Below are 25825 nucleotides of genomic sequence, written 5' to 3'. Positions count from 1 at the left end.
CAAACAGCACCTGACGAGTCTTTTTGGAGTTTTTTCGGGGCGATAACCCTCTCTATCTGACTCACAGGCCAACTATCTGCATTCCCCGAAATATACGGGAGGGTCAGAAAAACCTATAATGTCACCGTAGGGGCGGGAAGGACAGCTCATTGTTCTCCTCGTCCCTTCTGTGCGCCCCACACGCTGAAGCTACTAGGCGCACCACTGTGTACACCCCACTCATTCAAGGAGCCCTATTGTCTGCACACACTGGCTCTTCCACTGATACCTCCTCAACCAAGGTATCCGCCGGAGCTCGACGCGGACTCTTCTCCCGTAAGAAGAAGCCCGCAGCCCCCAAGTACGCAAGCGTGAAACTGCGTGACTTCCCTAAGGGCAGCGTCCTCTACATCCTGCGCCGTGCTATCTTCACATTCGGTGCAAACGGCGCAAGCGACATGGCGGCAGCGCTCACTTACTTCACCGTGCTGTCCATCTTCCCTGCCCTGCTGGCGATTGTCTCCCTCCTGGGCGTATTCGGTCACGGTGAGGAAAGCGCCGCAGTCATCCTCGCATTCCTCAAGGACAACGCGCCCGCCCAGATGTACGCCATTATGGAAGACCCCATCAAACAGCTTACCGGCGACCAAGGCGCAGGCCTGGTGCTGTTGACCGGTATCCTCAGTGCGCTCTGGTCAGCCTCCGGGTACACCGGCTCATTCGGCCGAGCTCTCAACACGGTCTACAACGTACGTGAAGGCCGCCCCGGCTGGATTCTCAAGCCGCTGAATGTCTTCGTCACCACCGTGCTTATCATCCTCGTGGTACTCATGATCCTCATGATACTGCTGGGCGTAACCGTCCTCGATTTGATTGGTCAGTACCTACCCGAAACCGTCAATATGGAGCTCATCAAGCTCATCTGGCTCAACGGCCGCTGGGTGCTCATCCTGTTCATGGCAATCGCCCTGATCACTCTGCTCTACGCCGCCACCCCGAACGTACGCCACTTCAACCAGTGGAAGCTCTCCCCCGGTGCGGCGCTGGCGCTCTTCGGTATGAGCCTGGGCGGTTTCGGCTTCACCCTCTACACCAATAACTTCAGCAAGTACAACGCCACCTACGGCCTCATCGGTGGTGTGATTGTGATGCTACTGTTCATCTGGATTATGAACAATATGCTCCTCTTTGGAGCGCACTTGGACGCAGAAATCATGCTCATGCGTCAGGTCCTCGCCGGTGAAGACGATCAGGGGCGCCTGAAGGTTCAGCCGCGCAGCACCTCCGCGTCCCGTACGCTGGAAGAACAGCGCGAACGCCTCATGTACGCCGGACACGAACTGCAACAGCAGGCGGCAGGCCAGGGCATGCTCCCCAAGCCGAAGGGCCCCTCCATTGTGGCTCGCGTGAAGAAGGCAGTGGGCACCAGCACCACCAAGATTCGCACGTTCTTTGCCGGCGGTAAGAAGCAGCCCAAGCATGCGGAGGCAGACACCACGGCGGAAGCTACCGAATATAAGGCGAAGACTGACTCTCAGTAGCAGGCGCTCTTCGACCTCGGGCACCGATAAGTCCACCGGTGCGGCACAGAAGAACTAAGCGGCAGCTCAGCTAAGCGCATATCACCTCAATCTTTCAAGGGCGTGGGACAGAAACCCTGCGCTGGTCACTAAGATAGACATATGACCAGTGCAGATTTCTCTCCCGCGCCCTTTGCTGTACCCAACGCCTCTGCCTCCAATGTTGATGCACCCAATGCCGCCGCGCCCGCCATTGTTCTCCCCGACCTCGAGTACACCCTCTACCAGCCGCAGCAGCTTAAAAGCCGTATCCCCACCCTCATGATTCACGGCTTCGCCACCCGCGGCGAACAGCTCTACGGCGGCACCAGCTGGATCCGCCAATATCTGCGCGCCGGATACCCCGTACTGATCGTTGGCCTGCCCTACCACTCAGACGAATACCTCAAAGACCCCGAGTCCATGCAGGCCATCGACTGCAAGCTCCCCAACCACACGGGCGTGCGCAGCCACACAATTCCGTTCAATTCGGTGCTTTCTGTCGATGCTGCAGGTCAGCCGCTGCCCCCCATGCACCTGTTCACCAACCTGCTCGCCCAGTTGCTGCAAACAGTCGCCACCGAGAACGACCTCGGCGTTGAACTGGAGCCCCGCGCACACGTTATCGGTTTCTCCTTCGGTGCCCGCGTCGGCTGGGAACTCGCCCTCACCCACCCGGAAGCGGTCGCATCACTCACTCTGGGCGGTCTGCCTCTGCACGACCACCTCATCACCCTGCGCGCCATGCTCGAAGCGCACGAGGGTACCAGCGTCACGGCGGATAGTGAAACCCCGGCGGCAGACTCCACTGATGAGGCGATCGCCTCCTTCACCTCGATTATTGACGGGTCCCCCATTCAGCCCGACGCGCTGCTGAAGTTCGTTCGGATTCCCTTCGGCCCATTCTTCGACGTGCCCGCCCTGCGTGCTGGATCCCCGGACTTGCCGGCGGGCCACCCCGGCGCACATCCGCGTGTACCCGTTGCGGTCGTACTCGGTGACGCGGATACCATCGCCGCCGACGGTGCGGAACTCTACGATATGGTGCGCGAGGATGACCCGCTCAACCGTTTTATTCCCCTACCCGGCCGGGACCACGTGAACGCACTGACCTCGGGTGCGTTCCGACGCGGTGCGCTCGCCTTTGCTGCTGAGGTGGAGGCGGCAGAGGTAGAAACGGCAGAGTAAGCAGCCGCAGGCTACGGTGTCCGGGCTCCGGGCGGAGTATCCAACAACGTCATAAAACGTCAAATTCGCATGGGGGCTTCACTATCAGCTTTATCGTGCACCAGGTACGCCAATGCTCGTAGAATGGGAACGTATCAAAAAACCTTTATCTGCGGTTGGGCTTCAACCGCACCTCAGCAAAGGAGCACCATGCACAAGGTTAAGGCTGTTGTAGCCCTCTCCCAGGACGCACCCGTCACCGTCACCACTATCAACGTACCTGACCCGGGCAAGGGCGAAGCACTCGTCAAGGTCCTCACCTGTGGTGTCTGCCAGACCGATCACCACTACGTCACCGGCGGCGTCGGCCAGGACTTCCCCTACCTGCTCGGCCACGAATCTGCAGGTATCGTCGAGGCTGTCGGCGATGACGTCACCGACATCGCCCCCGGCGACCTGGTCATCCTCAACTGGCGTGCAGTCTGCGGTGAATGCCGCGCATGCCGCAAGGGTCAGCCGCAGTACTGCTTCGCAACCCACAACGCAACCCAGAAGATGACCCTCGAGGACGGTACCGAGCTCACCCCCGCACTGGGTATCGGCTCCTTCGCGGAAAAGACCCTCGTCGCAGCAGGTCAGTGCACCAAGATCACCGCTGACATCAGCCCTGAACAGTACGCAGCAATCGGTCTGCTCGGCTGCGGCGTCACCGCAGGTCTGGGCGCTGTGCTGAACACCGGTGAACTCAAGCGCGGCGAGTCCGTCGCAGTCATCGGCTGCGGCGGCGTCGGCACCGCAGCAATCGCAGGCGCACAGCTCGGCGGCGCAACCACCATCATCGCCGTCGACATCGACGAAGATAAGCTGGCACGCGCACGCAAGCACGGCGCAACCCACACCGTGAACTCCTCCAAGGTCGATCCCGTCGAGGCTGTCAAGGAACTCACCGGCGGCTTCGGTGCAGACCTCGTCATTGACGCTGTCGGCATCGCCCCCACCTTTAAGCAGGCATTCGAAGCACGCGACCTCGCTGGCCGCGTCGTCCTCGTCGGTGTGCCCGCCCCCGGCACCACCTGGGACATCCCTCTGGATGAGATCTTCGGCCGCGGCGGCTCCATCAAGAGCGCATGGTACGGCGACACTCTGCCCTCCCGCGACTTCCCCGAATTCGTGGACCAGTACCTGCTCGGCCGCCTCGACCTGGACGGCTTCGTCTCCGAGCGTATCCGCCTCGAAGACGTCAACGAAGCATTCGAAACCATGAAGACCGGCCGCGTGCTGCGCTCGGTCGTGGAACTCTAGGAGCGTAGTGTGAGCGAACGTATTGAACGAGTCGTCACCTCCGGTACCTTCTCGCTAGACGGCGGCTGCTGGGACGTCGACAACAACGTCTGGATTATCGGCAATGACTCCTCGGTGATCATCATTGACCCCGCCCACGACGTCGACAAGATTTCCCGTACCGTCGCAGGCCGCACCGTAGAGAAGATTCTGCTGACCCACGCCCACGACGACCACATCCGCAGCGCAAAGGAAGCGGCAGAACGCTTCGGCGCACCCGTCTACCTAAACCCCGCGGACCGTGTGCTCTGGGAAATGGTGTATCCCTCCTGGGACTTCGACCACGAACTGGCCGACGGCGATGTAGTACGCATCGGCGATACCGAGCTGAAGGTCCTCACCACCCCCGGCCACTCCCCCGGCTCCGTGTGCTTCTACGCCCCCACCCTCGGCTGGGAGAACAGCGAAGGCGTCGTCTTCTCCGGCGACACCCTCTTCAACGGCGGCCCCGGCGCAACCGGACGCTCCTACAGCGACTTCGACACCATCATCGAGTCGATTTCGACCCGTCTGCTGACCCTGCCCGAGTCCACTGCGGTCCTCACCGGCCACGGCGACAGCACCGGCATCGGGCTGGAGGCACCCGAGCTTCCGGCATGGATCAAGCGCGGTCACTAAACCGGTAGCCTCACGCTGAGGTTCTCGCGCGGAGACTCTCATGCTGAGGCTCCTCACCACAAACCGAGTACAGTACGCACAAGGCGGATGCCCCACCACCTGCAGAAGGTGGCGGGGCATCCGCCTTTACAACATGCTCTAATTGCGTTCCAACTGATCCCAAGGAGCCAGCTGCTCCTCACGCTCCTTACGCCACAAATAGCCAAACAAATGGCCCAAGGCAAAATACAGAGTCGCAATAATCACCGGAACCATAAACGCATTACGGTAATACGGAGCATCACCCATATAGCCGCCCCACATGCTACCCAACGCCATACCAATGCCCAGCATCGAACGGGTAAAGAAGCTCGCCTGAGCATCCGAAATATGCTTGATCGAACGGTTCAACGACAGCTCCTGACCGGCAAAAGCCACACCCAGCGCCACACCGCAGAACACCAAAGCATAGAAAATCGTGGACGTATCATCACTCGCCGGCAGATACAGGGCACCCATAATCAGCAGAACGCCGCTCACCAACCAACCATGCCACGGGTTCATCGAACGGGCGCCCAAAGCCACGGGCAAAGACACGAGCGCCATCGCGCCGGTACCGGTCGCAACCATCGCCATAAACAGGTTCATCGAACCATGAATCAGTGAGAAGCCCAGCAGACCCGAACCGACCGCACCCATATTCGCGCCCAGCAGCACCAGACCCAGGATCAGCACCACCGTCTGCTTATTCGGGCGGACCAGGTTCTTTGGCGAAGACATGCGAATACGCGAAATATCCGGCATCCACCTCGGCGCAGCCAGAACCACAGTGAACAGCAGCGCATCCAGAATCATAGTGATCCAGAAGCCCGCATACTCATGATTCGGGGTGATATATGCATCGCCCAGCCACACCAACAGAGCAGCCAGCGGGTGCATCGACAGGGTCGCCGTCGTACCCCAAGAAGCAGCTGTCGACAAGCGAACATCAGTGTACTTATAGTTGCGGCGGTACAGCGACTCCAACGCAAACGGCGTCCACGGCGGAGTCGTAAAACCCATCGCCACGCAAGAGAGCGCAGTGTACATCGTACTCACGTTATTCGGGTCAACCGTCAAACGCCAACCAATGACCAACATATTCAGCACCGCAGCAATATTCAGCACCGACGTAATCGCCAGCAACGCCCTCAAACCCAGGGCACGCACCAGCATCGGGCCGAGCATAACCTGGACCGAATACGCACTAGCAAACGCCGCCACAGCATAGCCTCCATCATGCACACTACCCAGGTGGCTCGCCAACAGAATATACAGCGCAAACGCCGAAGAAGCCGCCGGAATGTGCAACAGAATCGTCAACACATTACGGGGAAAACCCTCATCACGGAGCACACCGCGCAGATGGTAACGCTGCTCCTTACCGTCACGCAGGAACAACGCCCAATGCTGACGCAAAATATCCGGCAACGAGGCGTTCGTATTAACCTCATCCGTAGCCGCCACCGGTCGCGGCGGCAACTCCTGCAATACGTGGTCGTTACTGCGCACCACATCCGTCAGGGACGTACCCGGAACCGTAGGAATACCCGTACCCGAAGCACGCAACTTATCCGGCAAATCGGAGGCGGGTGTCACCTTCATGGTGCGCGGAGGAACCTCCGGCGCAGATGCCTTAGCGCGCGCATCAGCCGAAGGTTCCACACGATACGTTGAGCTCGGGTCCCTACCCTGAGATGTCGAGGTCATCATCTCTTTCACGAATGAACCGCCGGACATGCTACAACAGCAACCCGGAAGCGAATTTATGCCTAATAGGAGTTTACCCTCACCGACGAGCCGCTCTGACCCTTTTCAACCACAATCTGGGCGGGAATACGGTTCTTCATCTCCTCCACATGCGAAATCAGGCCAATAGTGCGTCCACTATCACGCAGGGACTCGATCGTGCCCATCACCAGGTCCAAGGTTTCAGCATCCAGCGTTCCAAAACCCTCATCAATGAAGAGGGTATCCAACTCGATACCGCCATTATTTGCTTGAACAACCTCAGCCAACCCCAATGCCAACGACAGCGACGCCAAGAACGACTCACCACCGGACAGCGAGGACGCCTCACGCGGCTCACCCGTCCAAGTGTCAGTAATCTCAAGGTTCAGGCCGCCACCGGAACGGCTACCCTTCGCACGGTGATCACTAAACGCCATACCGTAGCGGCCCTCACTCATACGATCCAGATGCAGCGACGCCGACTGCAGAATACGCTCAAACTCAGCACCCAGCACATAGCTGACCAGGTCAACCTGATGCTCATAACCACCCAGAGTGTCACCGCGGGCAGCCGCCGCCAGATTAGCCAGCATCTGCGCACGGTCATAACGCTGCGCCGTTTGCGCACGGAACGCCGCATACTCGCCACGAAGCACCTGCAAAGAACGCATCACGCTCTCCCGTTCACCCTCACGAAGAGTCAAACGGTGCGCCGCCGCACGCAACTGCTGAACCTGCTCACGCACACCCTGCAGATCATCCGGAGCCTGCTCACCAGCGGCAACACGCGCCACCACCGCAACAATCGCCTCTCGACCAAAGCCCTCAAGGAGGCGGGCATGCTCCAACTCATACGTGGCAACAGCCTGCTCCAGCGCATCAACACGCTCGGGAGTACGCACCGCTGCCTGCACCAGCTCAGCGCTCTCAAACGAAGACTCAGCCAGCAGACGCTCAGCCTGCGCCGCAGTCAAAGCATGACGCTCACGGTCCTGGCCCAACAGCAACACCGCACGAGCAAGACGCTGATGCACCGCACGGTAGCTTTCCACAGCCTCAACACGCTGCGCAAAACCCACCGCCGCACGAGCAGGCAGCAACTCAACCGCAGCTGCCTCACAGCGCGCCACAGCGTCACGGTGACGAGTCTGAGCCTCAACCGCCGCACCCTCGATGGTGCGTAGCGCCTCCTGAGCCTTCTGCTGCTCGGCCCGCACCCGCTCTACCCTCACCAGCACGCCGTCACGCGCGGTCACACGTGACTGAGCCTGCGCGAGGCGGGTCTGTGCCTGCTGCAGCTGGGTGGCAGTCTGCTCAATATCGCACTCGCCCTGAGCAACCAGGGTCTCGTACTGGGTGCGGGCGGCGGCAAGCGCCTCGGAGGCTTCCTGGTGTGTCCTGCTCGCCCGGTTCTTAGCCAGTTCGTGGGTGCGCGCCTGCTTGTGGGCCTTGTCTTCACGTTCCTTGGCGGCATCCAGGTCGGCGCGCTCAACCAGCTGCTCGCCCTCGGCAATCTGCGCTGGGGCAGGGTGCTCCACCGAGCCGCAGACCGCGCAGGGTTCACCGTCCTTGAGCTCGCGCGCTAGCAGCGAGGATGCCTGGGCAAGGCGCAGCACCTGCAGGTTCTTGAACTCCTCCGTCACGGCGAGCGCCTGCTGAGCCGAAGCCTGCCACTTTTCCAGTGCCTTCTGCTCAGCGGCGGCGGTGCGGTTGATCTGTTTCTGGGCCGCGGCGACCGCGGCAGAGGCGGCATCCAGCTTTTGCTGCATCTGCTGAGCGGCGTCATGCTTTTGCTGCGTCTCGGTGACCAGGTGCGCAGCGAGGGTGTGTTCCTGGTCGGCGGTGCTGTATCCCGCGAGTTCTTCGGCGAGCTGCCCGGCTTGGGCGGTGAGGTCACTCAGTGTCTTTTCGGCACGCGACTTGTCCTGTTCGAGGGAGTTAGCTTGCTTCAGCAGGGCGGCTGCGGCGGCTTCCTCCTCGGTAAGCTGCGCGTCCTTCTGCTGCAGGGCGCGCAGGGTGTCGAGGAGCGCCTCGAGCTTGGGTTCCTGTTCGGCGGGCTCAAGGGAAGGGAGTGCAGCGAAGATCGTCTCCTCGGGGAAGTTTATCTCCGGCGAAATGTCATGGTCGCGCAGTGCCGCAAGCAGGGCGTTGCCGTTCTCCTCCAGCACGGCAGCACAGGTTGTCTGCTCCTGCTGGCGGGCGGCGAGCGCCTGAGATTCGGCATGGACCTGCGCGTACTGTGTGTACAGGGGTGCGGCGGCACGTGCCTGCGCCAGCTCTTCACGCTGCGCCTTGTACTCGTCAGCGCGTTCGGTCAGGCGGATGCGGCGCTCGCAGAGCTGCTCGTATTCACGCCAGTCGGCCCGTAGCTGGGCGCGTTCGACGAGCAGGCGGGTGTTCCGGTCGGCTTCGTCGGTGAGGCGCTGCTGTTCCTGCTTTTCGCGCGCGGAGGTTTCTCGGGCGCGTTCTACCCCGCCGGCGACCCATGCGTCGAGGGTTTCGGCGGTGATGTTCTCAGCGGTGAGCTGTTCGGTAGTCTCCACCTCCGCTGAGCCTTCGGTAGCGGCACCCTCCTCTGCAGCATCTTCAGCGTCCGGATCCGCAGCATCCAGTAGCGCCTGCAGGGCAAGCATTTCTACACGCGCACGTTCAAGGTAGCCGCGCTGGGTATTTTCGTCCTGGGCGACTTCCTGCTGGGCGGTTTTCGCTTCTTCCGTGAGCTCGGCGAAGAGCTGCTCGTAGTGTTCGACGGGGAACATCTTTTTGAGCAGTTCTTTGCGTTCTTTGGGCTTGGACTTGAGGAATTGCGCGAACTGACCCTGCGGGAGGAGCACAACTTTGAGAAATTGTTCTTTGGTCAGGTGGGTGCGTTCGGCGATGGTGCGGTTGACTTCGGCGACGCTGCTAGAGATGGGGGTCCAGGCTTTTTCGTCAGCGGGGTCGGCGCCGGGTGCGAGTTCGGCAAGGGTTGCTTTGGCGCTTTCTTCACGCATCTGGCCTTTGCGGGCGCCTCGGGTGATGGGCTTGTTGTAGGCGGGGGTGCGGTCGATGCGCAGGCGCTTGCCGTGGAGGGTGACGTCGAGTAGCACGCGCGGTTTGGCGCCGCTGTGTGCCGCGTAGGTGGAGTGCAGCTTGGCGGATTCACGGTCGCTGCTGGTTTCGCCGTAGAGGGCGTAGCAGATGGCGTCGAGGATGGTGGTTTTACCGGCACCGGTGGGGCCATTGAGTAGGAATACACCGGCGTTGTTGAGGGTGTCGAAGTTGATTTCTTGGCGATTGGGGTATGCCATGAAGGCTTCGAATTCGAGGCTGTGCAGGATCATGCGTTGTCCTTGTGGCTTGTGATGTGGTCGTTGAGGGTGGTGATGACGTCGCGTTCTTCGTTGGTGAGGGAGCGGTTGCGTACGTATTGGTGGAATTGGTCGAAGACGTCCACGGGGTTGTCGTCGCGGGTGGGTGGTGCGGCGGCGGGTTTGTCGGCGGCGGGTTGTGTGCTGCGGTAGCTGAAGTGGGAGATAGTTTCGTAGCGGCTGCGTAGGCGGTCGACGGCACCGACGGGTAGGGTGTCGTCGGTGAGTTCGATGCGGCAGTAGTAGCCCTGCTCGTAGTCGGTGTGTTCTGGGCTATTGAGTAGCTGTTCCATGGTGCCGCGCAGGGTTTTCATGTGTACGCGGGTTGCCCATTCGTGACTGCTGATTGTGGGTTCTTCACCGGGGTTGAGTTCGATGAGGTAGGCGCCGTTGCGGTTGTGTTCTTCGCTGAATGAGAAGCCGAGCGGGGAGCCGCTGTAGCGGATGGTATGGGTGACGGGGTAGCGCTTATGGATGTGGCCGAGGGCTACGTAGTCGAAGCCGTCGAAGAGGGAGGCGGGTACCCAGTCGATGCCACCGACGCTGATGTCACGTTCGGAGTCACTGCGGGGTGTGGTGTCTGCGCTGCCGGTGGTGTCGCTGACGGTTGCGTGGCTCATGACGATGATGCGGTCGGCGCCTTCACCGCGGGCGTGACGTTCTGCGGCGTCGGTGCGGATGGCGTCGGTGACGGCACCGAGGACGGCGTGATGGGTGGGGTCTACGCCGAGGGCGGTGGCATGGAGGCGCGGCGCGAGGTAGGGGATGGCGTAGACGTGTACGCGCAAGGTGCCGTCAGTGAGTTCGACGGGGCGGGTGGCGTCTTCGAGGGTGGTGCGCAGGTGCACGCCGGAGGCTTCAAAGAAGGCGGCGCCGTAGCTAAGCCGGCGGAAGGAGTCGTGGTTGCCGGAGCTGAGGATGCCTTGCACGCCGGCGCGCATGAGGCGGGTGAGTGCTTGGTCGAGCAGAGTGGTGCTTTCGGCGGTGGGGATAGTGCTGTCATAGACATCGCCGCTGATGAGGAGAGTATCAACGCCTGCGGCGTGCACGTAGTTGAGCAGTTCGTCGATGAACTGCTGGTGTTCGCGGGTAAGGGGGCTGCGGTGGAAGGTGCGGCCGAGGTGCCAGTCGGAGGTGTGCAGAATCTTCATGGTTTCAGTATCGCACTGCATCATGTTTTGCGCCTCACAGTTCGTCATTCAGGGGTCAGAGCCCCACAACGGCGCTGGTACTCAATCCACGGCGTAGGTGCTCATGCGGAGCGGGGGCTCCGTCCGCAAGACATCCCGCGCCGCAGAGGGGACACTCCCCCGCGAGCGTAAGCACGAAACCGCCCGATACATCCCCCAGTGCATCCTAGCTACCCGTGGGATAATCACCCTATGAGTTTTTCTTCTGTTGAGTTCACACATGCACCTGAGGTTTCGGCTAAATTTGGGGGCAGAGTGCGTGGTTTGTTGTATGCGTCTGCGTTGGGTGATGCGTTGGGGTACCCGTTGGAGTTGTTGTCGGCGGAGCAGGTTGCGGAGCACGACCCTAAGCCGTGGGATTCGGCGTTTGGTGAGTTACTGGTCAGTGATGATACACAGCTGACCTGTTTCACTCTGGACGCTTTGACAGAGGTTTTGGAGTGGAATAATGAGGGTGCGGCGGCGGATGAGTTAGCGTGTCTGTGGTTGGCATATTTGCGGTGGTTCCGCGGTATTGGTGGGGCTCTGCCGGAGTCTGCACCGTTTTCGTTGGATCGTGAAATCGATGGTTCGTCGGAGCTGACGGCTCATCGTGGTCCGGGTGCGGCGACGTTGCGGGCGTTGGGTTCGGGTGAGATGCAGTTGGTATCAAAGTCGTTGAATCCTGATGCTTTGGGTAGTGGCGCATTGGTACGTTCGGCGGCGTTGGGTGTGTTGCCGGTAGCGCAGGAGCGTACGGTGGTTTTGTTGGCGGTGCGTGCGGCAGCATTGACACATGGGCATCCGGAGGCGTTGGCTTCGGCGGCGGCGTATGCGTTGCTGGTTCGTGACCTGTTGGCGTCTCCGTCTGGCACATTTGGTGCGTTATTGGAGGCGGCGCGCCGTGTGGTTTCGTGGTGTGGTTCAGTGGCGGCGGATGATTCGATTCCGGGTGATGCTTCGCGTACGGCGGCGGCGTTGAGTCGTGCCATCGAGCTGCTGGAGGGCGGTACGGTACCGGTTCCGGAGGCTGTGGCGGAGTATTTTGGTACGGGGTGGACAGCGCCTGAGCTGTTGGGGGTGGCGTTCTGGTGCTCGGCGGATGCCGCGAAGAGTCTACCAGCTGATGCTGACGATGCGACGGTGCGTGGTGCCCTGTTTGACGGGTTGTGCCGTGCGGTGTCGGTGGATTCCGATTCTGATTCGGTGGGTGCGATGACGGCGGCGTTGTGGGCGGCGGCTGGTTTCCCGGTGGGGGGCGATGAGGCTGATGCTTGGTCGGAGGCGCTGGGTCGTGTGCGTGGTTTGGATCAGGTGGAGGCGGTGGCAGAACGCTATCTGCACCAGCTGGGACTGTAGCGGCGCTAAACCTCAACGGCGTAGCGGACATGCGCAGCGCGGGGGCTCCGTCCTCAAGGCGCTCAGCGCCGCAGAGGGGGCACTCCTCCGCGAGCATTGTCCGCAAGCTGTCTTACGAACCCTACCCGCACGAATATCCTTCGCGACCTAATGTAGACATAGAAAGGGCTCTCCGGTATATCGGAGAGCCCTTTCTGTATGTGTTAGAACTAGCGAACCTGAACCTAGACGGCATAGCGGGCATGCATAGCGGGGGCTCCGTCCTCGAAGCGCCTCCAGTCGCTGAAGACGAGCATCGTCCGCGTGCCGGTCATGCGGAGCTGTACCGCGAGCGGGAACCTGTGCACCGTTATCGGAGTACTAGTCCAGGTAGTCGCGCAGTACCTGCGAACGCGACGGGTGACGGAGCTTAGACATGGTCTTGGACTCAATCTGACGGATTCGTTCGCGAGTCACGCCGTAGACCTTGCCGATTTCGTCGAGGGTCTTGGGCTGGCCGTCGGTCATGCCGAAGCGCATTGCAACCACGCCGGCTTCACGCTCAGAGAGGGTGTCGAGCACGGAGTGGAGCTGTTCCTGCAACAGAGTGAAGGACACTGCGTCTGCGGGTACGACTGCTTCGGAGTCTTCGATGAGGTCGCCGAATTCGGAGTCGCCGTCTTCACCGAGGGGGGTATGCAGGGAGATGGGTTCGCGGCCGTACTTCTGGACTTCGATGACCTTTTCGGGGGTCATGTCGAGTTCCTTGCCGAGTTCTTCGGGGGTGGGTTCGCGGCCGAGGTCCTGGAGCATCTGGCGCTGCACGCGGGCGAGCTTGTTGATGACCTCTACCATGTGCACGGGGATGCGGATGGTGCGAGCCTGGTCTGCCATTGCGCGGGTGATGGCCTGACGGATCCACCAGGTTGCGTAGGTGGAGAACTTGAAGCCCTTGGAGTAGTCGAACTTTTCGACAGCGCGGATGAGGCCGAGGTTGCCTTCCTGGATGAGGTCGAGGAAGAGCATGCCGCGGCCGGTGTAGCGCTTGGCGAGGGAGACAACGAGTCGCAGGTTGGCTTCTAGCAGGTGGTTTTTGGCTCGCTTACCGTCGTGGATGACCCAGCGCAGGGCTTTTTGGAGGTCTTTGTCCATGTCGGGGTTTTCGGCGAGCTTGTGTTCGGCGTAGAGGCCTGCTTCGATGCGCATGGCGAGGTCGACTTCCTGCTGTGCGTTGAGCAGGGAGACTTTGCCGATTTGCTTGAGGTAGTCCTTGACGGGGTCGGCGGTTGCGCCGGGGGTGACGACGCGCTGTGCGGGTGCGTCGTCTTCGTCGTTTGCGGTGAGGACGAAGCCCGAGCCCTTGGCTGCTACTGCTTCTGCGGCCTTCTTTTCTTCTATTTTGGCTGCGGTTTCTTCGTCTTCTTCGTCGATTTCGTCTTCGCCGTCGGTGGTTTCGAGTTCTTCGTCGAGTCCGAGGTCGAATTCGTCATCGTCGCTCTTTTTGCGGCGGCCACCGGTCTTTCGCTTGGTTGCGGTTTTGGTGGTAGTTTTGCGGGTGCGCTTGGGCTTGTCTGCCTCGGTTTCGGCGGTTGCACCGGTGGTGTCTTCGGTTGCCGCTGCGGCTTTGGTGGTTGCCTTCTTGGTGCGGGTGGTCTTGGTGGTGGTTTTTGCGACAGTTTCTTCGGTTGCGTCGCCGGTCGCGGTCTTCTTGCTGGTTGCAGGTGCCACTAGAACCCTTTCTGGCTTGTGGTGGGGTGCTTTGTCTGCAAAACACCTAAGACCCTGTCAAGTCTGCGCTGGCGTCCTCGGTCAGGGTGTTTGCTGCGTTTGTCCGGTTTAACGCTGTGGGGGCGGGTTTTATTCCGCGTGCGTTGGGCGGTTTGAGGGCGCGTTGTAGCGCATTGACTGTACGGGGTCAATATATAAGTATTGCAGATTTTTGGTGGCTTTCAACTTGACGCGCTGTTTGGGTGGCTTGTGGACCTGGTTTTGGGTGGGTGCGGTTGTGGGAGGGAGGAATCAATAGGAGGGGCGTGCCCGGTGGCGCGCCCCTCCCCTGTTTGCACCTCGCTTTTAGGTACCGGTTTTAGGGTTTTCGGGGTTTGAGGGCACTGATAGGTTCGCGTCGTGTTCCGGGTTCGCCGCAGATGGTGTGTTTGATCCAGTCTGGTAGGTTTCCTGCGTGAAGGTGTACATCGAGGATATTGAGGTCCTTTCCGAATGTGTGGCGGCAAGCTTCATGGCGGAGTAGGCGGGCGTAGGTGCTGTAGCCCTTGTACCAGTTGGTCCAGGCTTGAGTGTTGCGTAGTGCGGCGTATTCTCCGTCGGTGCTGTGGGGTGTGAGCAGGCTGGTTAGTAGTTCGAGTGCGTTGAGGCGTGCCCAGTAGGGGCTGTCTAGTTTTCCTTTGAGGGCATTGAGGTAGTGGGTGTAGGCGGCGTGGTGTTTGGTGAGGTATTCGCTGGTGGTGCAGCTTTCGTCGATTCGTTGTTGGAGGTTTTCGAGTTTGTTGTGGTCGTTGGGGTGTTCGTCGAGGCGCGGGAGCACGTCGCGGCTGATGGCGTTGAGTTTGGCGGCGCTGGCGTGGTCGGCGGGGGTGAGGTTTTCGAGTGCCCAGTCGTTGAGGTTGGTGTGTTTGATGCTGCGGTTCTGCTGAATGGTGCGGCTCTGTTGGATAGTACGGTGGGTGCGGCGGATCCAGTCTTGCCATTGCACGCATTTTTCGGGCACGGCGCGTACGTATGCCTGTTCGATGCCGGGGGCGGTGCTGAGTGCATGGGTGAAGCTGGCGGGTATATAGGTTTTGCGGGTGATGCGGGTGCCGTAGTGGGGTGGTTCGAGCGGCGCGGGGTTGGGGCTAGTGCTGGGGTATTCGCCGCCGAAGGCGTGGTAGGTGTATTGGGCGGAGTAGTGCAGGTAGGCGAGCGCTTTTTGGGCGTGGTTCAGCCTGTAGCTGGCGAGGTAGGTGAGCATTTCGGCGGTGATGGGGTTGAGAGTTACCGGTGCGATGGAGGCGCGTAGGTGCCCGGCGACTTCGGCGGGGATGAGTTCACGGAGTGTATCACCGATGGTGGGCACGTCACTGGTGGTGGGGTTACCGGTGTTATCGACCGGGTGGGTGGCGAGCAGATGCGCGGCGGCGTTGATGGCGGCGTCCCAGTAGCACAGGTCGATTTGGGCTTGGCGGTAGATGGTGCGGATGCTCTGGCGGGCTTCGTCATGGCGGGTGGTGTGGGTCTGGTCCCAGAGTTCTACGGCGTTTTCCCAGTCGTGGCGGGTTTCAGGGTTGGTTGTGGGGTCGGTATCCCAAGGGCTGTGGGCGTAGTTGTGTTGGGCGGTGTCTGCGATGGTGTCGCCGTGGCGGGTGAGCCAGGTGTAGTAGTTGCTGTGGCGGATTTCTTCGATGGGTGCGAGGAGGGTGAGCGCTTGCTGTTCGGGGTTAAGCGCCCAGATACTGGCGCCGCCTGCGTAGATGACGTCTTCGCAGCGTAGTTCGCTGACGATGCGAGGGTCGTGGAGCAGGTGGAGCCATGCATTGATGGGGGTTTGTGTGTCGACGTCCTGTTGGATTTCTTCAATGGCGGCCAGTTGTGCGGTCTTGGAGTGCAGTTGCCGTTGGCGTACAGTGTTGTCGCCGTCGATAATGATGGCGTAGAAGCGAGTGAGGGTTTCGCCGTTGTGACAGGTGGGGAGTTTGGTGAAGGTTTCGTGCAGGAAGTCGGCGCGTTCACTGTGGGGGCAGGGTTCGTCGGGTAGGTTGACGCGCAGGCTGGGGCCGAGGGTGTTGTCGGTTGCGGTGAGGATGATGAGTGAGCGGTCGGGCCAGTAGCCGTGCTGGTGGAGGGCGCAGCTGAGCACGTCGTATTCGTTGCGGATGGGCGGGGGCGTGTCGTAGCTGCCGTGGAGGTGGTTGTTGTTAGGGGTATTGCCGCTGGAGATGTTGTTTGCGTTCATGCTTTCACGGTGGCATGGTTTACGTGGGTGCGCAGATCATACAAATAATTCTGTGGATACTTCGGTTCATGTGTCCGAAGATTCCACAGATTTATTCGTATTGTTCGTTTGTGCACCGAGGTTTGTCCACAGCGGTGCGGGGTGCCGCGTCATAATCTGTCACACACTATCTGACGGGCGGTATTCGAAGGGCCAGATGGTAGCCCTGAGCCAGGTTCGTGGCGGGTACCCCTCCACTCCCCTATGACTCGCGCCCCCCGCAGTCTCCCCTACTGGACGCACCTATTGTTCGTCGAGGAACCGTTCGAAGAGCGCACCAATCTCATCGCGGCTGGGCACGTTGTGTGCATCGCGTCGCGAGAGGGGAACCGCAATGTCGGAGGTGCGGAAGTTCTCGTCGTAGTTCTCTTCCATGGTCGTAATCATCCGACCGATTTCGGGGTTCTGCTTGACCTGATCGTTGATCTGACTATGTACGTGGCGTGCGGCTTCGCGCAGGTTCTCGGTGGGTAGGGAGAGGTGCGCTGCCATACCCACGTGTTCGAGGGCAGTTAGGGTGCCCTGCGGCAGGTCCGCCTCCGAAATGTACTGGGGAATGTTCACTCCGAAGCCGACGGTGTCGATTCCGTTTTCAGTGAAGAGCACTTCCAGCAGGTTGGTGACGGTTGCGTGTACGTCCGCGCTGGGCTTCCACGGGGAGATGCCGCGAATCAGGTCCTTGCGGGAGCCGTGCGCGGTAATCGGGAAGGGGCGGGTGTGCGGCACCGGCATGGGGAATGCGGAGACCAGCACGACCAGGGAGGGCTTGACCCGCTGGGCGATGGTCAGCACCGCCTTTTCGAAGCGCTGCCACTGCAGATCCGGTTCGGCGCCGGTGAGCAACAGGAACGGCTTGTCGAGGCTATCTTCTGCGGCGTAGAGCTTCAGCTGCGGGTATTGCGGCTTTTCGAAGTGGTCTTTTTCGTAGCGGATGTAGGGGCGGCGGGCACGGTAGTTGTGCAACTGATCGCTGTCGAACTCGACGATTTCAATATTTTTGAGTTCGCTGAGCAGCACCTGTCCGAGCTGGCCTGCCGTGGAGCCTGCGTCTTGCGGGCTGGAAAGGGCGATGATGAGGGTTAGCCCGTGCATCCTGGGGTCGTCCAATATTTTGGTGTTGGCTAAGTAGAGATCTTCGGGGTTGAGCATTACGCCTCCTCACTTCTGTCTAGTTCGCACCGTGTTCGGGGTGGGGTTAGTGTTTCTGCCGGCACCCGAGGTATTGGGGCGAAGGGGCGTCTTCTGTTATCTGACGCTTTCCGTAGTCTTTCATTTTATGCCACTACCGCCCTGTCTCGACAGTGTGCGGACTTTTCTCGCAGTAGGTGAACTTGTTTGGTGTCTCGTCGACGTTCTTAAAGCGCCGCAGCTCCGCTTCTTGTGCATTTTTCTGTTCTGCCAGCTGTTCAGGGTGAGAGCTGAACCTCACATCCTCCTACATATCCGTGTAGAGTAGAAGCAGTAGTCCGCGCGGCTTTGCGCGGCGGTATTCATCCTCACTCGTCGCGGGCCTACAGTTGAGTTTTTCGGGCGCGAGGATTCGGGCGCGAGGATGTGCCCCCCATTATTTTGAGAAGACATACGCAAAGGAGTAACGATGTCTCTGTCTCTGTCTATTCACAGCACTGACCTTGAGGCGCTTGAAGCAGACGTTCTGGTTCTGGGCGTTCTGAAGGGTTCGGACGGCCCGTACCTGGCGCCGAGCTCCCTGTCTGAGGACTCTTTTGAGGGTATTAACGAGCTGTTGGAGGCGCTGGGCGCTTCGGGTGCCCCCGATCAGCTGCTGCGTCTGCCCGGCCTTGAGGACACCGGGGCCGGCATTGTGGCGCTGGCGGGTCTGGGCTCTGATGCTGCTGAGGGTCAGGAGCGCCTGGATGCTCTGCGTTATGCTGCCGGTTCTGCGGCTCGTCAGCTGGTTGGTTCTGCTGAGGAGATTGCTTTTGATTTCGGTGTTTCTTCGGTAGAGGAAATTGAGGCTATTGCTCACGGCGCTGTGCTGGGTAACTTCGTTGAGGAGGGTCTGCGCGGCAAGACTAAGGATTCGGTCAAGGAAGAGCTCGATTCCATTCTGATTGTTTCGTCGATTGATCAGGATGAGGCTGAAGAGGCTCTGGTGCACGGCCTAGTTCTGGGCGAGACCGCTAAGGACGCTCGCCGACTGGTGAACCTGCCTCCGTCGCACCTGTACCCGGAGACTTTCGCTGAGTTCGCTGCTGAGGTTGCTGAGGATTACTCGAACATTGAGATTGAGCTTTTCCACCACGACCGCCTGGCCGAGGAGGGCTTTGGCGGCATTTCCGGTGTTGGTCAGGGTTCACCGCGCAAGCCGGTTCTTGCCGTTGTAAAGTACACCCCGGAGAACCCGAAGGCTCACGTTGCTCTGGTTGGTAAGGGCATCACCTTCGATACCGGTGGTAACTCGCTGAAGCCTGCCGCTTCGATGATGACCATGAAGTGCGATATGGCTGGTGCCGCATCGGTTCTGAGCGCTGTGGTTGCTTCCGCGGAGCTGGATATTCCGGTTGCTGTGACCGGTTACCTGTGCTTGGCTGAGAATATGCCCGGCGGTCATGCACTGCGCCCGGAGGACATTATCACCATGCGTGATGGTCGCACCGTTGAGGTGCTGAACACTGACGCTGAGGGTCGCCTGGTCATGGCTGATGGTATCGCTCTGGCTTCTGAGTCGAACCCGGACGTCATCCTGGACATCGCTACCCTGACCGGTGCCGCTATGGCTGCTCTGGGTCTGCGCACTGCTGCTCTGCTCGGTGACGAGGAGATTCGTGGCCGCGTGATTGCAGCCGGCGCTGCTGCGGGTGAGTCTTACTGGCCGATGCCGCTAGAGTCCTATCTGCGAAAGAGCCTGGAGTCCCCTGTTGCCGACCTGAAGAACATTGGTTCCCGCTACGGTGGCGCGCTGACTGCGGGCCTGTTCCTGAAGGAGTTTGTGGGCGAGGGCATCCCCTGGGCTCATCTGGATATTGCAGGCCCCGCGTTCAATGAGGAGTCCCCGTACGGCTTCACTCCGAAGGAAGGCACCGGTTTCGGTACCGCTACCCTGGTGAACTTCATCGAGTCGTACGCTAAGTAGTCTGCTTGGCTAGGCGTGGCTCCTAGCTGGCGCATCCTAACTGGTGCTCCTTATCTGGTGCACGGCCGCACAGCATAGAGCAGATCTGAGGAGGGCTTTCCTGTATTTCTATCGGGGAGCCCTCCTCTTTGTTTTGTCTTGTTCTTGACTGCGTTATATGTTCCGACTGTGGTGGTGCTGTCATCTGACTGTTTTATGACCCGCCCTTTTCTTGCGTGGTGAAAAATTTGCGGTGTTTAGGCGATTAATCGGCTAAAACCGCCCTGAGTGAACTTAAACGACCCTCAACGGGGGTATTGTTGTATTAAGTGTTTTTCTGCGTGCGCGGAGAGGCGCGCAAGTTTTTCGAGCTCGCGGGCCTTTCGCGCATGCTGAGGAACCTACCAGTAAATTGGTAAAGAACTCATTGCAGGGGTTTCAGCCCCAACAACTATGCAAGGGAGCAATATCGTGGCTCAAGAATTCGACATCCTCATCCTCGGCGGCGGTTCCGCTGGCTACTCGGCAGCTATTCGCGCACGCCAGCTAGGCTTCACCGTCGGTCTGATCGAGAAGGAAAAGGTCGGCGGCACCTGCCTGCACACCGGCTGTATCCCCACCAAGGCGTACCTGCACGCTGCTGAACTGGCTGAAGAGGCACGCGAGGCGTCCAAGGTTGGCGTTAACGCTGTACTGCAGTCCATCGAGATGGGCAAGGTTCGCGATTACAAGGACGGCATCGTCTCCGGTAAGTTCAAGGGTCTTGCGGGCCTGCTGAAGATGAAGGGCGTAGAGGTTATCCCCGGCGAGGGTAAGCTGACCGCTCAGGACACCATCACCGTCGGTGGTGTTGAGTACAAGGGTAAGAACATTATCCTGGCATCCGGCTCGGTCTCCAAGACCTTTGGTCTGCCCATTGAGGGTCGCGTTCTGACCTCCACTGAGGCGCTGGAGATGGACTACCTGCCCAAGAGCGCTATCGTGCTCGGTGGCGGCGTGATTGGTTGCGAGTTCGCATCCATGTGGAACGCTATGGGTGTTGACGTCACCATCATCGAGGGCCTGCCGAACCTGGTTCCCAACGAGGATCCGGCCATCATCAAGGTTCTGGAGCGTGCGTTCAAGAAGCGCGGCATCAAGTTCAACACCGGCACCCTCTTCGAGAAGGTTGAGCAGGACGCTAACGGTGCTAAGGTCACCCTGGCTGACGGCAAGGTCTTCGAGGCAGAGATTGTTCTGGTCGCTGTTGGTCGTGGCCCGAACACTGCAAACATGGGCTACGAGGAGCAGGGCATCCCCATGGATCGCGGCTTCGTCTTGGCTAACGAGCGCCTGCACACCGGTGTTGGCAACATCTACGCTGTTGGCGACATCGTCCCCGGCGTTCAGCTGGCTCACCGCGGTTACCAGCAGGGTATCTTCGTTGCAGAAGAGATCGCTGGCCTGAACCCCACCATCGTTGAAGATGTCAACATCCCCAAGGTCACCTTCTGTGACCCGGAGATCGCTTCCGTTGGTTACTCCGAGCCCAAGGCTAAGGAGAAGTTCGGCGCTGAGAACGTTGAGACCGCTGAGTACAACCTGGCTGGTAACGGTAAGTCCGCTATCCTCGGTGCTACCGGCATCGTGAAGGTTGTCCGCCAGAAGGACGGCCCCATCGTTGGTGTTCACGCTATTGGTAAGCGCATGGGTGAGCAGATTGGTGAGGCTCAGATGTGGGTTGCTTGGGAAGCATTCCCCGAGGACGTCGCTAAGTTCATCCACGCACACCCGACTCAGAACGAGTCCCTGGGTGAGGCAGCAATGGTCCTGAACGGCACCCCGCTGCACAGCGCATAAATTTTGCTGACTGGCGTTAGCGCGTCAGCTTAGTATTGACGACCGTTGGTCGTTAGCGGTTGCGGGCGTATCCGCTGAACAACGCCCCCTATCCGGATGCGCGTCGACGTGCTTCGATGCATACGGCGCGCATCCGGGTCGCCGCTCACATTTTTCTAGTTCAAGCATTCACAAGGAGAACGGGAAAGATTATGTCCCACACCGTAGTACTGCCCGCACTGGGCGAGTCCGTGACCGAGGGTACCGTTACCCGCTGGCTCGTAGAGGTCGGCGACACCATTGAGGTTGACGCACCCCTGGTTGAGGTTTCCACTGACAAGGTTGATACCGAGGTTCCCTCCCCCGTAGCAGGCGTTGTTGAACAGATTCTCGTCCCCGAGGATGAGGACGTCGAGGTTGGCGCTGCTCTGGCTATCATTGGCGACGGTTCCGGCGCTGCTGCACCGGCTGCTCCCGCAGCTGCTGCTCCCGCTCCGGCTGCTGAGGCTCCCGCAGCACCCGCTGCTGCACCGGCTGCTCCCGCAGCTGCTGCTGCAGGCACCGAGGTTCTGCTGCCCGCACTGGGCGAGTCCGTCACCGAGGGCACCGTTACCCGCTGGCTGAAGGAAGTTGGCGAGCAGGTTGAGGTTGACGAGCCCCTGGTTGAGGTTTCCACCGACAAGGTTGACACCGAGGTTCCCTCCCCCGTAGCAGGTACCCTGCTCGAGATTCGCATCCCCGAGGATGAGGACGCAGAGGTTGGCCAGGTTCTGGCTATCATCGGCGACGCTTCCGCTGCTGCTGCACCGGCTGCTCCCGCTGCACCCGCTCCGGTTGCTGAGGCTCCCGCAGCACCCGCTGCTGCTCCGGCCGCTCCTGCTGCTCCCGCTGCACCTGCTGCTCCGGCAGCTGCTGAGGGCGAAGCATACGTGACCCCGCTGGTCCGTAAGCTCGCTAAGGACAACGGCATCGATCTGTCCACCGTCAAGGGCACCGGTGTTGGTGGCCGCATCCGCAAGCAGGATGTTCAGGCTGCTATCGCTGCTAAGGGTTCCGCTGCTCCCGCCGCTGCTGCACCCGCTGCAGCTGCTGCTCCGGCTGCTGGTTCCGCAAAGGCACCGCACACCTTCGAGGTTTCCCCCAAACGTGGCACCGTCGAGAAGACCGCACGTATCCGCCAGGTTATTGCAAAGCGTATGCGTGAGTCCCTGGACGTCTCCACTCAGCTGACCCAGGTCACCGAGGTTGACGTGACCCGCGTTGTTCAGCTGCGTGCAAAGGCTAAGGACGGCTTCGCTGCTCGTGAGGGCGCTAAGCTGACCTTCCTGCCCTTCTTCGTCCAGGCAACTGCTGAGGCTCTGCAGCAGCACCCCGCTCTGAACGCTTCCATGACTGAGGACTACAAGCAGATCACTTACCACGGCTCCGAGAACATCGCTATTGCTGTGGACACCCCCAAGGGTCTGCTGGTTCCGGTCATCAAGAATGCTTCTGACCTGGGCATTGCTGGCCTGGCAAAGGCTATTGGCGACCTGGGTGGCCGCGCACGTACCGGTGACATCTCCCCCGAGGAGCTGTCGGGTTCGACCTTCACCATCACCAACATTGGTTCCTTCGGTGCACTGTTCGACACCCCGATCATCAACCAGCCGAACGTTGCAATCCTCGGTACCGGTTCCATCGTGAAGCGCCCCATGGTTGTTAAGGATGTTGACGGTAACGACGTTATCGCTATCCGCTCCATGTGCTACCTGTCCCTCACCTACGACCACCGTGTGGTCGACGGTGCAGACGCAGGTCGCTTCCTCCACACCCTCAAGACCCGCCTGGAGGAGGCAAACTTCGAGTCTGAGCTCGGTCTCTAAGACCTGCAAAGACTCAAGGAAGTTTCCTTGTGGGGGTACCCTGATGGGTAGCCAAGCGTAACTTTCCGGGATTTGCCGGACAGCGAGCAAAAGGCGGCGGCTCCATCCATTTCGGTGGGTGGGGCCGCCGCTTTTGTTGTGTCCGCGTTTCTCGCAGTGTCAGTTACGCGGTGTCAGCTATGCTTGGATGGGTTCGGCACGGGCTATCTCCCAACCTTTCTCCCCGCGGTGCAGGTCGAAGATGACTTTCTGGCGAGTGACGCCGTTTTCTTCGCTGAGCTTACGGGCTTCTTGCTCAGTTTTATTGGCGCGGTAGCCGGATGCGGAGACCACCGCTATCACGCGGATATTCTCACTATCGCGGCTGAGTTCTTCGGCTGTATCTAGGGTGAGTTCTGCGCCGCCTCGCATGCGCCGTTCGTGGTTCCGCTGATCGATGAGGGCTCGTAGGATTTGTTCGCCCTTCGTTGTCTTGTCCTGTGCACTCTGATTCTGTGTTGCCATGCCGCCGGGTGCTTGCTCCCCCGCTGCGTTCATGGTTTGAGAGGATACGGACTGTGCCGTTGCCGGGGCGTTCTGACCGTAGAGGGTGAACCCAAGAGGCAGCATAATAGCCCCCAGCGCGAGCACAGCGATGCCCAGCCACGCAGCCAGTCCCAATCGCTCGGTGGGGCGGGTGAACGCACCACGTAGCATCATCGGGCGGGATGCATCCGTCGCATTTGCTTTCTTTGGGGCGGGTGTAGTCTTTACAGGGTTCTTTGTAAGGCTAGCCCCGGAGCTCGTTGCAGAGCTCAATGGTTTAGAACCTGCGACAGCTGCGAGCCCCAGCTTCTTCACGCCAAGCAAAGGTTCCGACAGGTAGCGTTGCGCCTTCTGAGCCTTTGAGAGCTTTTGCACCGGCGCAGGCTCCACAGCTGCGGGAATTAGGGCGCGGGCTCTTTCTGAACAGCTCAGGTACACGTTGAGTGGACGAGGCGGCACCTCCTCCGCGAGGGCGACCACGGAGCTGAGCCCTGCGAGCGCCGCCTCCTGGTCGGGTGCGTCAAGCAGGTATTCGAGGGCTCTACCGAGGCGCTCAATCCACTCGCTGCTGGGTGCTCCTTCGGGTGCGGTGCCGGTGGCTCCCATCCGCAGTGACACCATGCGCAGTGAGAGGGGTATGCGGGCAGCGGAGGGTTCCGGTGTGTGTCCGCATGCTGCTTGCCAGAGCAGGGCTGCTGCGGTGCGGGCGTAGTTGCCCCGAGCGGCGGTGAGCTGTTCCATATCTTGAGGAGCCGCTGCACGATAGGCCGTATCAGGAAGCAGAAGTTTGGGCACTCCGGAGGCGCTCAGAGCAATATATTCGGCGCTGAGTTCGGCGCGCCCCTCCCCTACCTTTTTGAGGGTGCCGAGCGCCCGGTGCAGGGTTCGCGCCAGGGTCATGATCTCGGCGGGTGTCAGGGTGCGAGCGCGCAGGAGCTTGTCGAGGGTGCCCGCGTCGAGGGGTTCGTACCAGAGGAACAGTCGATCGGTGCTATCGGCGCGGTCATCAGTAACGGCGTGGAGCTTGGCGAGTCCGGGCGCATTACGTAGGGCGGCGGCTACCTGTGGGGTCTGGGCGTGCCCTTGAGCAGATGCATCCGTGTTTTCCTCGAATCCATACCCGTTGAGTGCCGGCCGTAGAGCGGGAGCGGACAGGGCTGGCTGAGGAATGGTGCGCAGGGTGTAGCGTCCGGAGTGCGCAGAGATTACGGAGGGCGCACTCTCGGTAGCTTCACCCCGGTACTCGACAATCTGCAGAGTGGGTAGAGCCGGGTTGGCGATGCTTTCCAGAACGTGTGCTTCTTTGCTTATCATACCATTATGTTATCAAAACATATCAAATAATATCTTTAATCACACTAAAATACTTCAAGCACTCCAAAGAATCTTATGGGTGGATTCAGGTATTTATCTACCTCTTCAACCCTCCTGCCCCTAAGCACACCCTCATGTAACATTCCGAGGTGTTCGCTCATCACGTGATTCAGGGCGCCCTAATTTTCTTCCCTCCACTAGCAGTACTAAGGTAGAAAGTATGTCTGTGACGATTGAACGCGTGGGCTTCGCCCCGAACTATGTGAACTATGTTGAGTGCCTTGACGAGCAGTACCGCATCCACAATGAGGTGGCTAACCGCACCCGCCAGAATACGATTCTTCTACTTGAGCACGAGGCAGTGATTACCGCCGGTAAACGCACGGAAGACCACGAGTATCCCGCAGACAAGTCCACCCCCGTCGTCAAGATTGACCGCGGCGGCAAGCTGACCTGGCACGGCCCCGGCCAGCTGACCGGCTACCCGATTCTGCGTCTGCCCGAGCCCATTGACGTGGTGGCGTATGTGCGTATCATCGAGGAAATCATCATTAACGTCCTGGCTGGTCTGGGCATTAAGGGTGAGCGCGTTGAGGGCCGTAGCGGCGTGTGGATTCTGGGCGACGGCATCACCCAGGACAAGAAGATTGCGGCACTGGGCATGCGCGTTTCGCGTAACACCACCATGCACGGCTTCGCAATTAACTGCTGCAATGACACTGCACCTTTCCAGCAGTTCATTCCCTGCGGTATTAGCGATGCTGGTGTTACCACCATTTCGGAGCAGCTGGGCCGCACTGTCACCCCCGCCGATATTTTGGTGCCGCTGGAGGCGGAGCTTCTGAAGTATCAGAACCGCTTGGCGGAGTCCTTCGAACCCGTGGCGGCGCAGGACTAAACACAGAGTTAGACGCAGCCAATAAGCATCGAACGGGCCATACACGTAACGCGTCCGGCTTTGTTCGTCAT

The 25825-nt window shown here is 60.1% G+C and carries 15 protein-coding genes and 1 pseudogene; 9 read left to right on the top strand and 7 right to left on the bottom strand.

What is annotated here, in order from left to right; translation table 11 throughout:
• Positions 1–236 precede the first annotated feature (236 nt).
• From ACUXHH_RS03290 to ACUXHH_RS03275, 4 genes are all read left to right on the top strand, one after another.
• Complete coding sequence (locus tag ACUXHH_RS03290) at positions 237–1520, top strand: YihY/virulence factor BrkB family protein (RefSeq protein WP_279740298.1); 1284 nt, start codon at positions 237–239, stop codon at positions 1518–1520.
• Positions 1521–1661: 141 nt separating this feature from the next.
• Entirely contained in the window at positions 1662–2726 is a 1065-nt protein-coding gene (locus ACUXHH_RS03285) for an alpha/beta hydrolase (RefSeq protein WP_279740299.1), read from the top strand.
• Positions 2727–2915: 189 nt separating this feature from the next.
• Positions 2916–4007 carry an S-(hydroxymethyl)mycothiol dehydrogenase gene (locus tag ACUXHH_RS03280; RefSeq protein ID WP_279740301.1) on the top strand — a complete coding sequence of 364 codons (1092 nt, stop codon included), beginning with the start codon at positions 2916–2918 and terminating at the stop codon, positions 4005–4007.
• A 9-nt stretch (positions 4008–4016) separates the two neighbouring features.
• Complete coding sequence (locus ACUXHH_RS03275) at positions 4017–4664, top strand: MBL fold metallo-hydrolase (RefSeq protein ID WP_279754204.1); 648 nt, start codon at positions 4017–4019, stop codon at positions 4662–4664.
• Between the two features lie 138 nt (positions 4665–4802).
• Here the strand turns inward: ACUXHH_RS03275 and ACUXHH_RS03270 are convergent, their stop codons facing one another.
• The 3 genes from ACUXHH_RS03270 to ACUXHH_RS03260 all read right to left on the bottom strand — a co-directional run bounded on the left by ACUXHH_RS03270 (position 4803) and on the right by ACUXHH_RS03260 (position 10938).
• Positions 4803–6392 (bottom strand): MFS transporter, encoded by a 1590-nt coding sequence (locus ACUXHH_RS03270; protein WP_458390816.1) that lies wholly within the window; start codon positions 6390–6392, stop codon positions 4803–4805.
• A 62-nt stretch (positions 6393–6454) separates the two neighbouring features.
• Complete coding sequence (locus ACUXHH_RS03265; RefSeq protein ID WP_458390815.1) at positions 6455–9736, bottom strand: AAA family ATPase; 3282 nt, start codon at positions 9734–9736, stop codon at positions 6455–6457.
• A complete protein-coding gene (locus tag ACUXHH_RS03260) occupies positions 9733–10938 on the bottom strand; it encodes an exonuclease SbcCD subunit D (RefSeq protein ID WP_458390814.1) in 1206 nt (401 codons plus the stop codon). Before ACUXHH_RS03260 ends, ACUXHH_RS03265 begins: the two co-directional genes overlap by 4 nt.
• 207 nt (positions 10939–11145) lie before the next feature.
• Here ACUXHH_RS03260 and ACUXHH_RS03255 point away from each other — a divergent pair, with 207 nt between their 5' ends.
• Positions 11146–12291, top strand: coding sequence for an ADP-ribosylglycohydrolase family protein (locus ACUXHH_RS03255; protein WP_279740310.1), 1146 nt, complete (start codon positions 11146–11148; stop codon positions 12289–12291).
• A gap of 360 nt (positions 12292–12651) precedes the next feature.
• Here the strand turns inward: ACUXHH_RS03255 and ACUXHH_RS03250 are convergent, their stop codons facing one another.
• The 3 genes from ACUXHH_RS03250 to ACUXHH_RS03240 all read right to left on the bottom strand — a co-directional run bounded on the left by ACUXHH_RS03250 (position 12652) and on the right by ACUXHH_RS03240 (position 17410).
• A complete protein-coding gene (locus ACUXHH_RS03250; RefSeq protein WP_279740312.1) occupies positions 12652–13998 on the bottom strand; it encodes an RNA polymerase sigma factor in 1347 nt (448 codons plus the stop codon).
• 358 nt (positions 13999–14356) lie between these two features.
• Positions 14357–16222 carry a metal-dependent hydrolase gene (locus tag ACUXHH_RS03245; protein WP_458390813.1) on the bottom strand — a complete coding sequence of 622 codons (1866 nt, stop codon included), beginning with the start codon at positions 16220–16222 and terminating at the stop codon, positions 14357–14359.
• A gap of 282 nt (positions 16223–16504) precedes the next feature.
• Positions 16505–17410, bottom strand: a complete 906-nt coding sequence (locus ACUXHH_RS03240) for a PAC2 family protein (RefSeq protein WP_279740316.1) — start codon at positions 17408–17410, stop codon at positions 16505–16507.
• 448 nt (positions 17411–17858) lie between these two features.
• Here ACUXHH_RS03240 and ACUXHH_RS03235 point away from each other — a divergent pair, with 448 nt between their 5' ends.
• The 3 genes from ACUXHH_RS03235 to sucB all read left to right on the top strand — a co-directional run bounded on the left by ACUXHH_RS03235 (position 17859) and on the right by sucB (position 23017).
• Positions 17859–19355: a leucyl aminopeptidase gene (locus ACUXHH_RS03235; protein ID WP_279790084.1), complete on the top strand. Its 1497-nt coding sequence runs from the start codon at positions 17859–17861 to the stop codon at positions 19353–19355.
• A 432-nt stretch (positions 19356–19787) separates the two neighbouring features.
• Positions 19788–21173 (top strand): dihydrolipoyl dehydrogenase, encoded by a 1386-nt coding sequence (gene lpdA, locus ACUXHH_RS03230; RefSeq protein WP_279740318.1) that lies wholly within the window; start codon positions 19788–19790, stop codon positions 21171–21173.
• A gap of 191 nt (positions 21174–21364) precedes the next feature.
• Complete coding sequence (gene sucB, locus ACUXHH_RS03225; RefSeq protein WP_458390812.1) at positions 21365–23017, top strand: 2-oxoglutarate dehydrogenase, E2 component, dihydrolipoamide succinyltransferase; 1653 nt, start codon at positions 21365–21367, stop codon at positions 23015–23017.
• Between the two features lie 177 nt (positions 23018–23194).
• Here the strand turns inward: sucB and ACUXHH_RS03220 are convergent, their stop codons facing one another.
• Positions 23195–24856 (bottom strand): peptidase, encoded by a 1662-nt coding sequence (locus tag ACUXHH_RS03220; RefSeq protein ID WP_458390811.1) that lies wholly within the window; start codon positions 24854–24856, stop codon positions 23195–23197.
• Between the two features lie 208 nt (positions 24857–25064).
• On the opposite strand from ACUXHH_RS03220, the pseudogene lipB reads away from it, so the two are divergent.
• Positions 25065–25754 (top strand): annotated as a pseudogene (gene lipB, locus ACUXHH_RS03215) (lipoyl(octanoyl) transferase LipB); the annotation flags it as partial.
• Positions 25755–25825 lie beyond the last annotated feature (71 nt).

It is taken from the genome of Rothia sp. 110740021-2 (assembly GCF_054263775.1).
This window is presented reverse-complemented; position numbering and strand designations above follow the sequence as displayed.

Coding starts and splice junctions, on each gene's coding strand:
- ACUXHH_RS03285 (WP_279740299.1), top strand. CDS start 1,662: ATGACCAGTGCAGATTTCTCTCCCGCGCCCTTTGCTGTACCCAACGCC.
- ACUXHH_RS03280 (WP_279740301.1), top strand. CDS start 2,916: ATGCACAAGGTTAAGGCTGTTGTAGCCCTCTCCCAGGACGCACCCGTC.
- ACUXHH_RS03270 (WP_458390816.1), bottom strand. CDS start 6,392: ATGACCTCGACATCTCAGGGTAGGGACCCGAGCTCAACGTATCGTGTG.
- ACUXHH_RS03265 (WP_458390815.1), bottom strand. CDS start 9,736: ATGATCCTGCACAGCCTCGAATTCGAAGCCTTCATGGCATACCCCAAT.
- ACUXHH_RS03260 (WP_458390814.1), bottom strand. CDS start 10,938: ATGATGCAGTGCGATACTGAAACCATGAAGATTCTGCACACCTCCGAC.
- ACUXHH_RS03255 (WP_279740310.1), top strand. CDS start 11,146: ATGAGTTTTTCTTCTGTTGAGTTCACACATGCACCTGAGGTTTCGGCT.
- ACUXHH_RS03245 (WP_458390813.1), bottom strand. CDS start 16,222: ATGAACGCAAACAACATCTCCAGCGGCAATACCCCTAACAACAACCAC.
- ACUXHH_RS03240 (WP_279740316.1), bottom strand. CDS start 17,410: ATGCTCAACCCCGAAGATCTCTACTTAGCCAACACCAAAATATTGGAC.
- ACUXHH_RS03235 (WP_279790084.1), top strand. CDS start 17,859: ATGTCTCTGTCTCTGTCTATTCACAGCACTGACCTTGAGGCGCTTGAA.
- lpdA (WP_279740318.1), top strand. CDS start 19,788: ATGCAAGGGAGCAATATCGTGGCTCAAGAATTCGACATCCTCATCCTC.
- sucB (WP_458390812.1), top strand. CDS start 21,365: ATGTCCCACACCGTAGTACTGCCCGCACTGGGCGAGTCCGTGACCGAG.
- ACUXHH_RS03220 (WP_458390811.1), bottom strand. CDS start 24,856: ATGATAAGCAAAGAAGCACACGTTCTGGAAAGCATCGCCAACCCGGCT.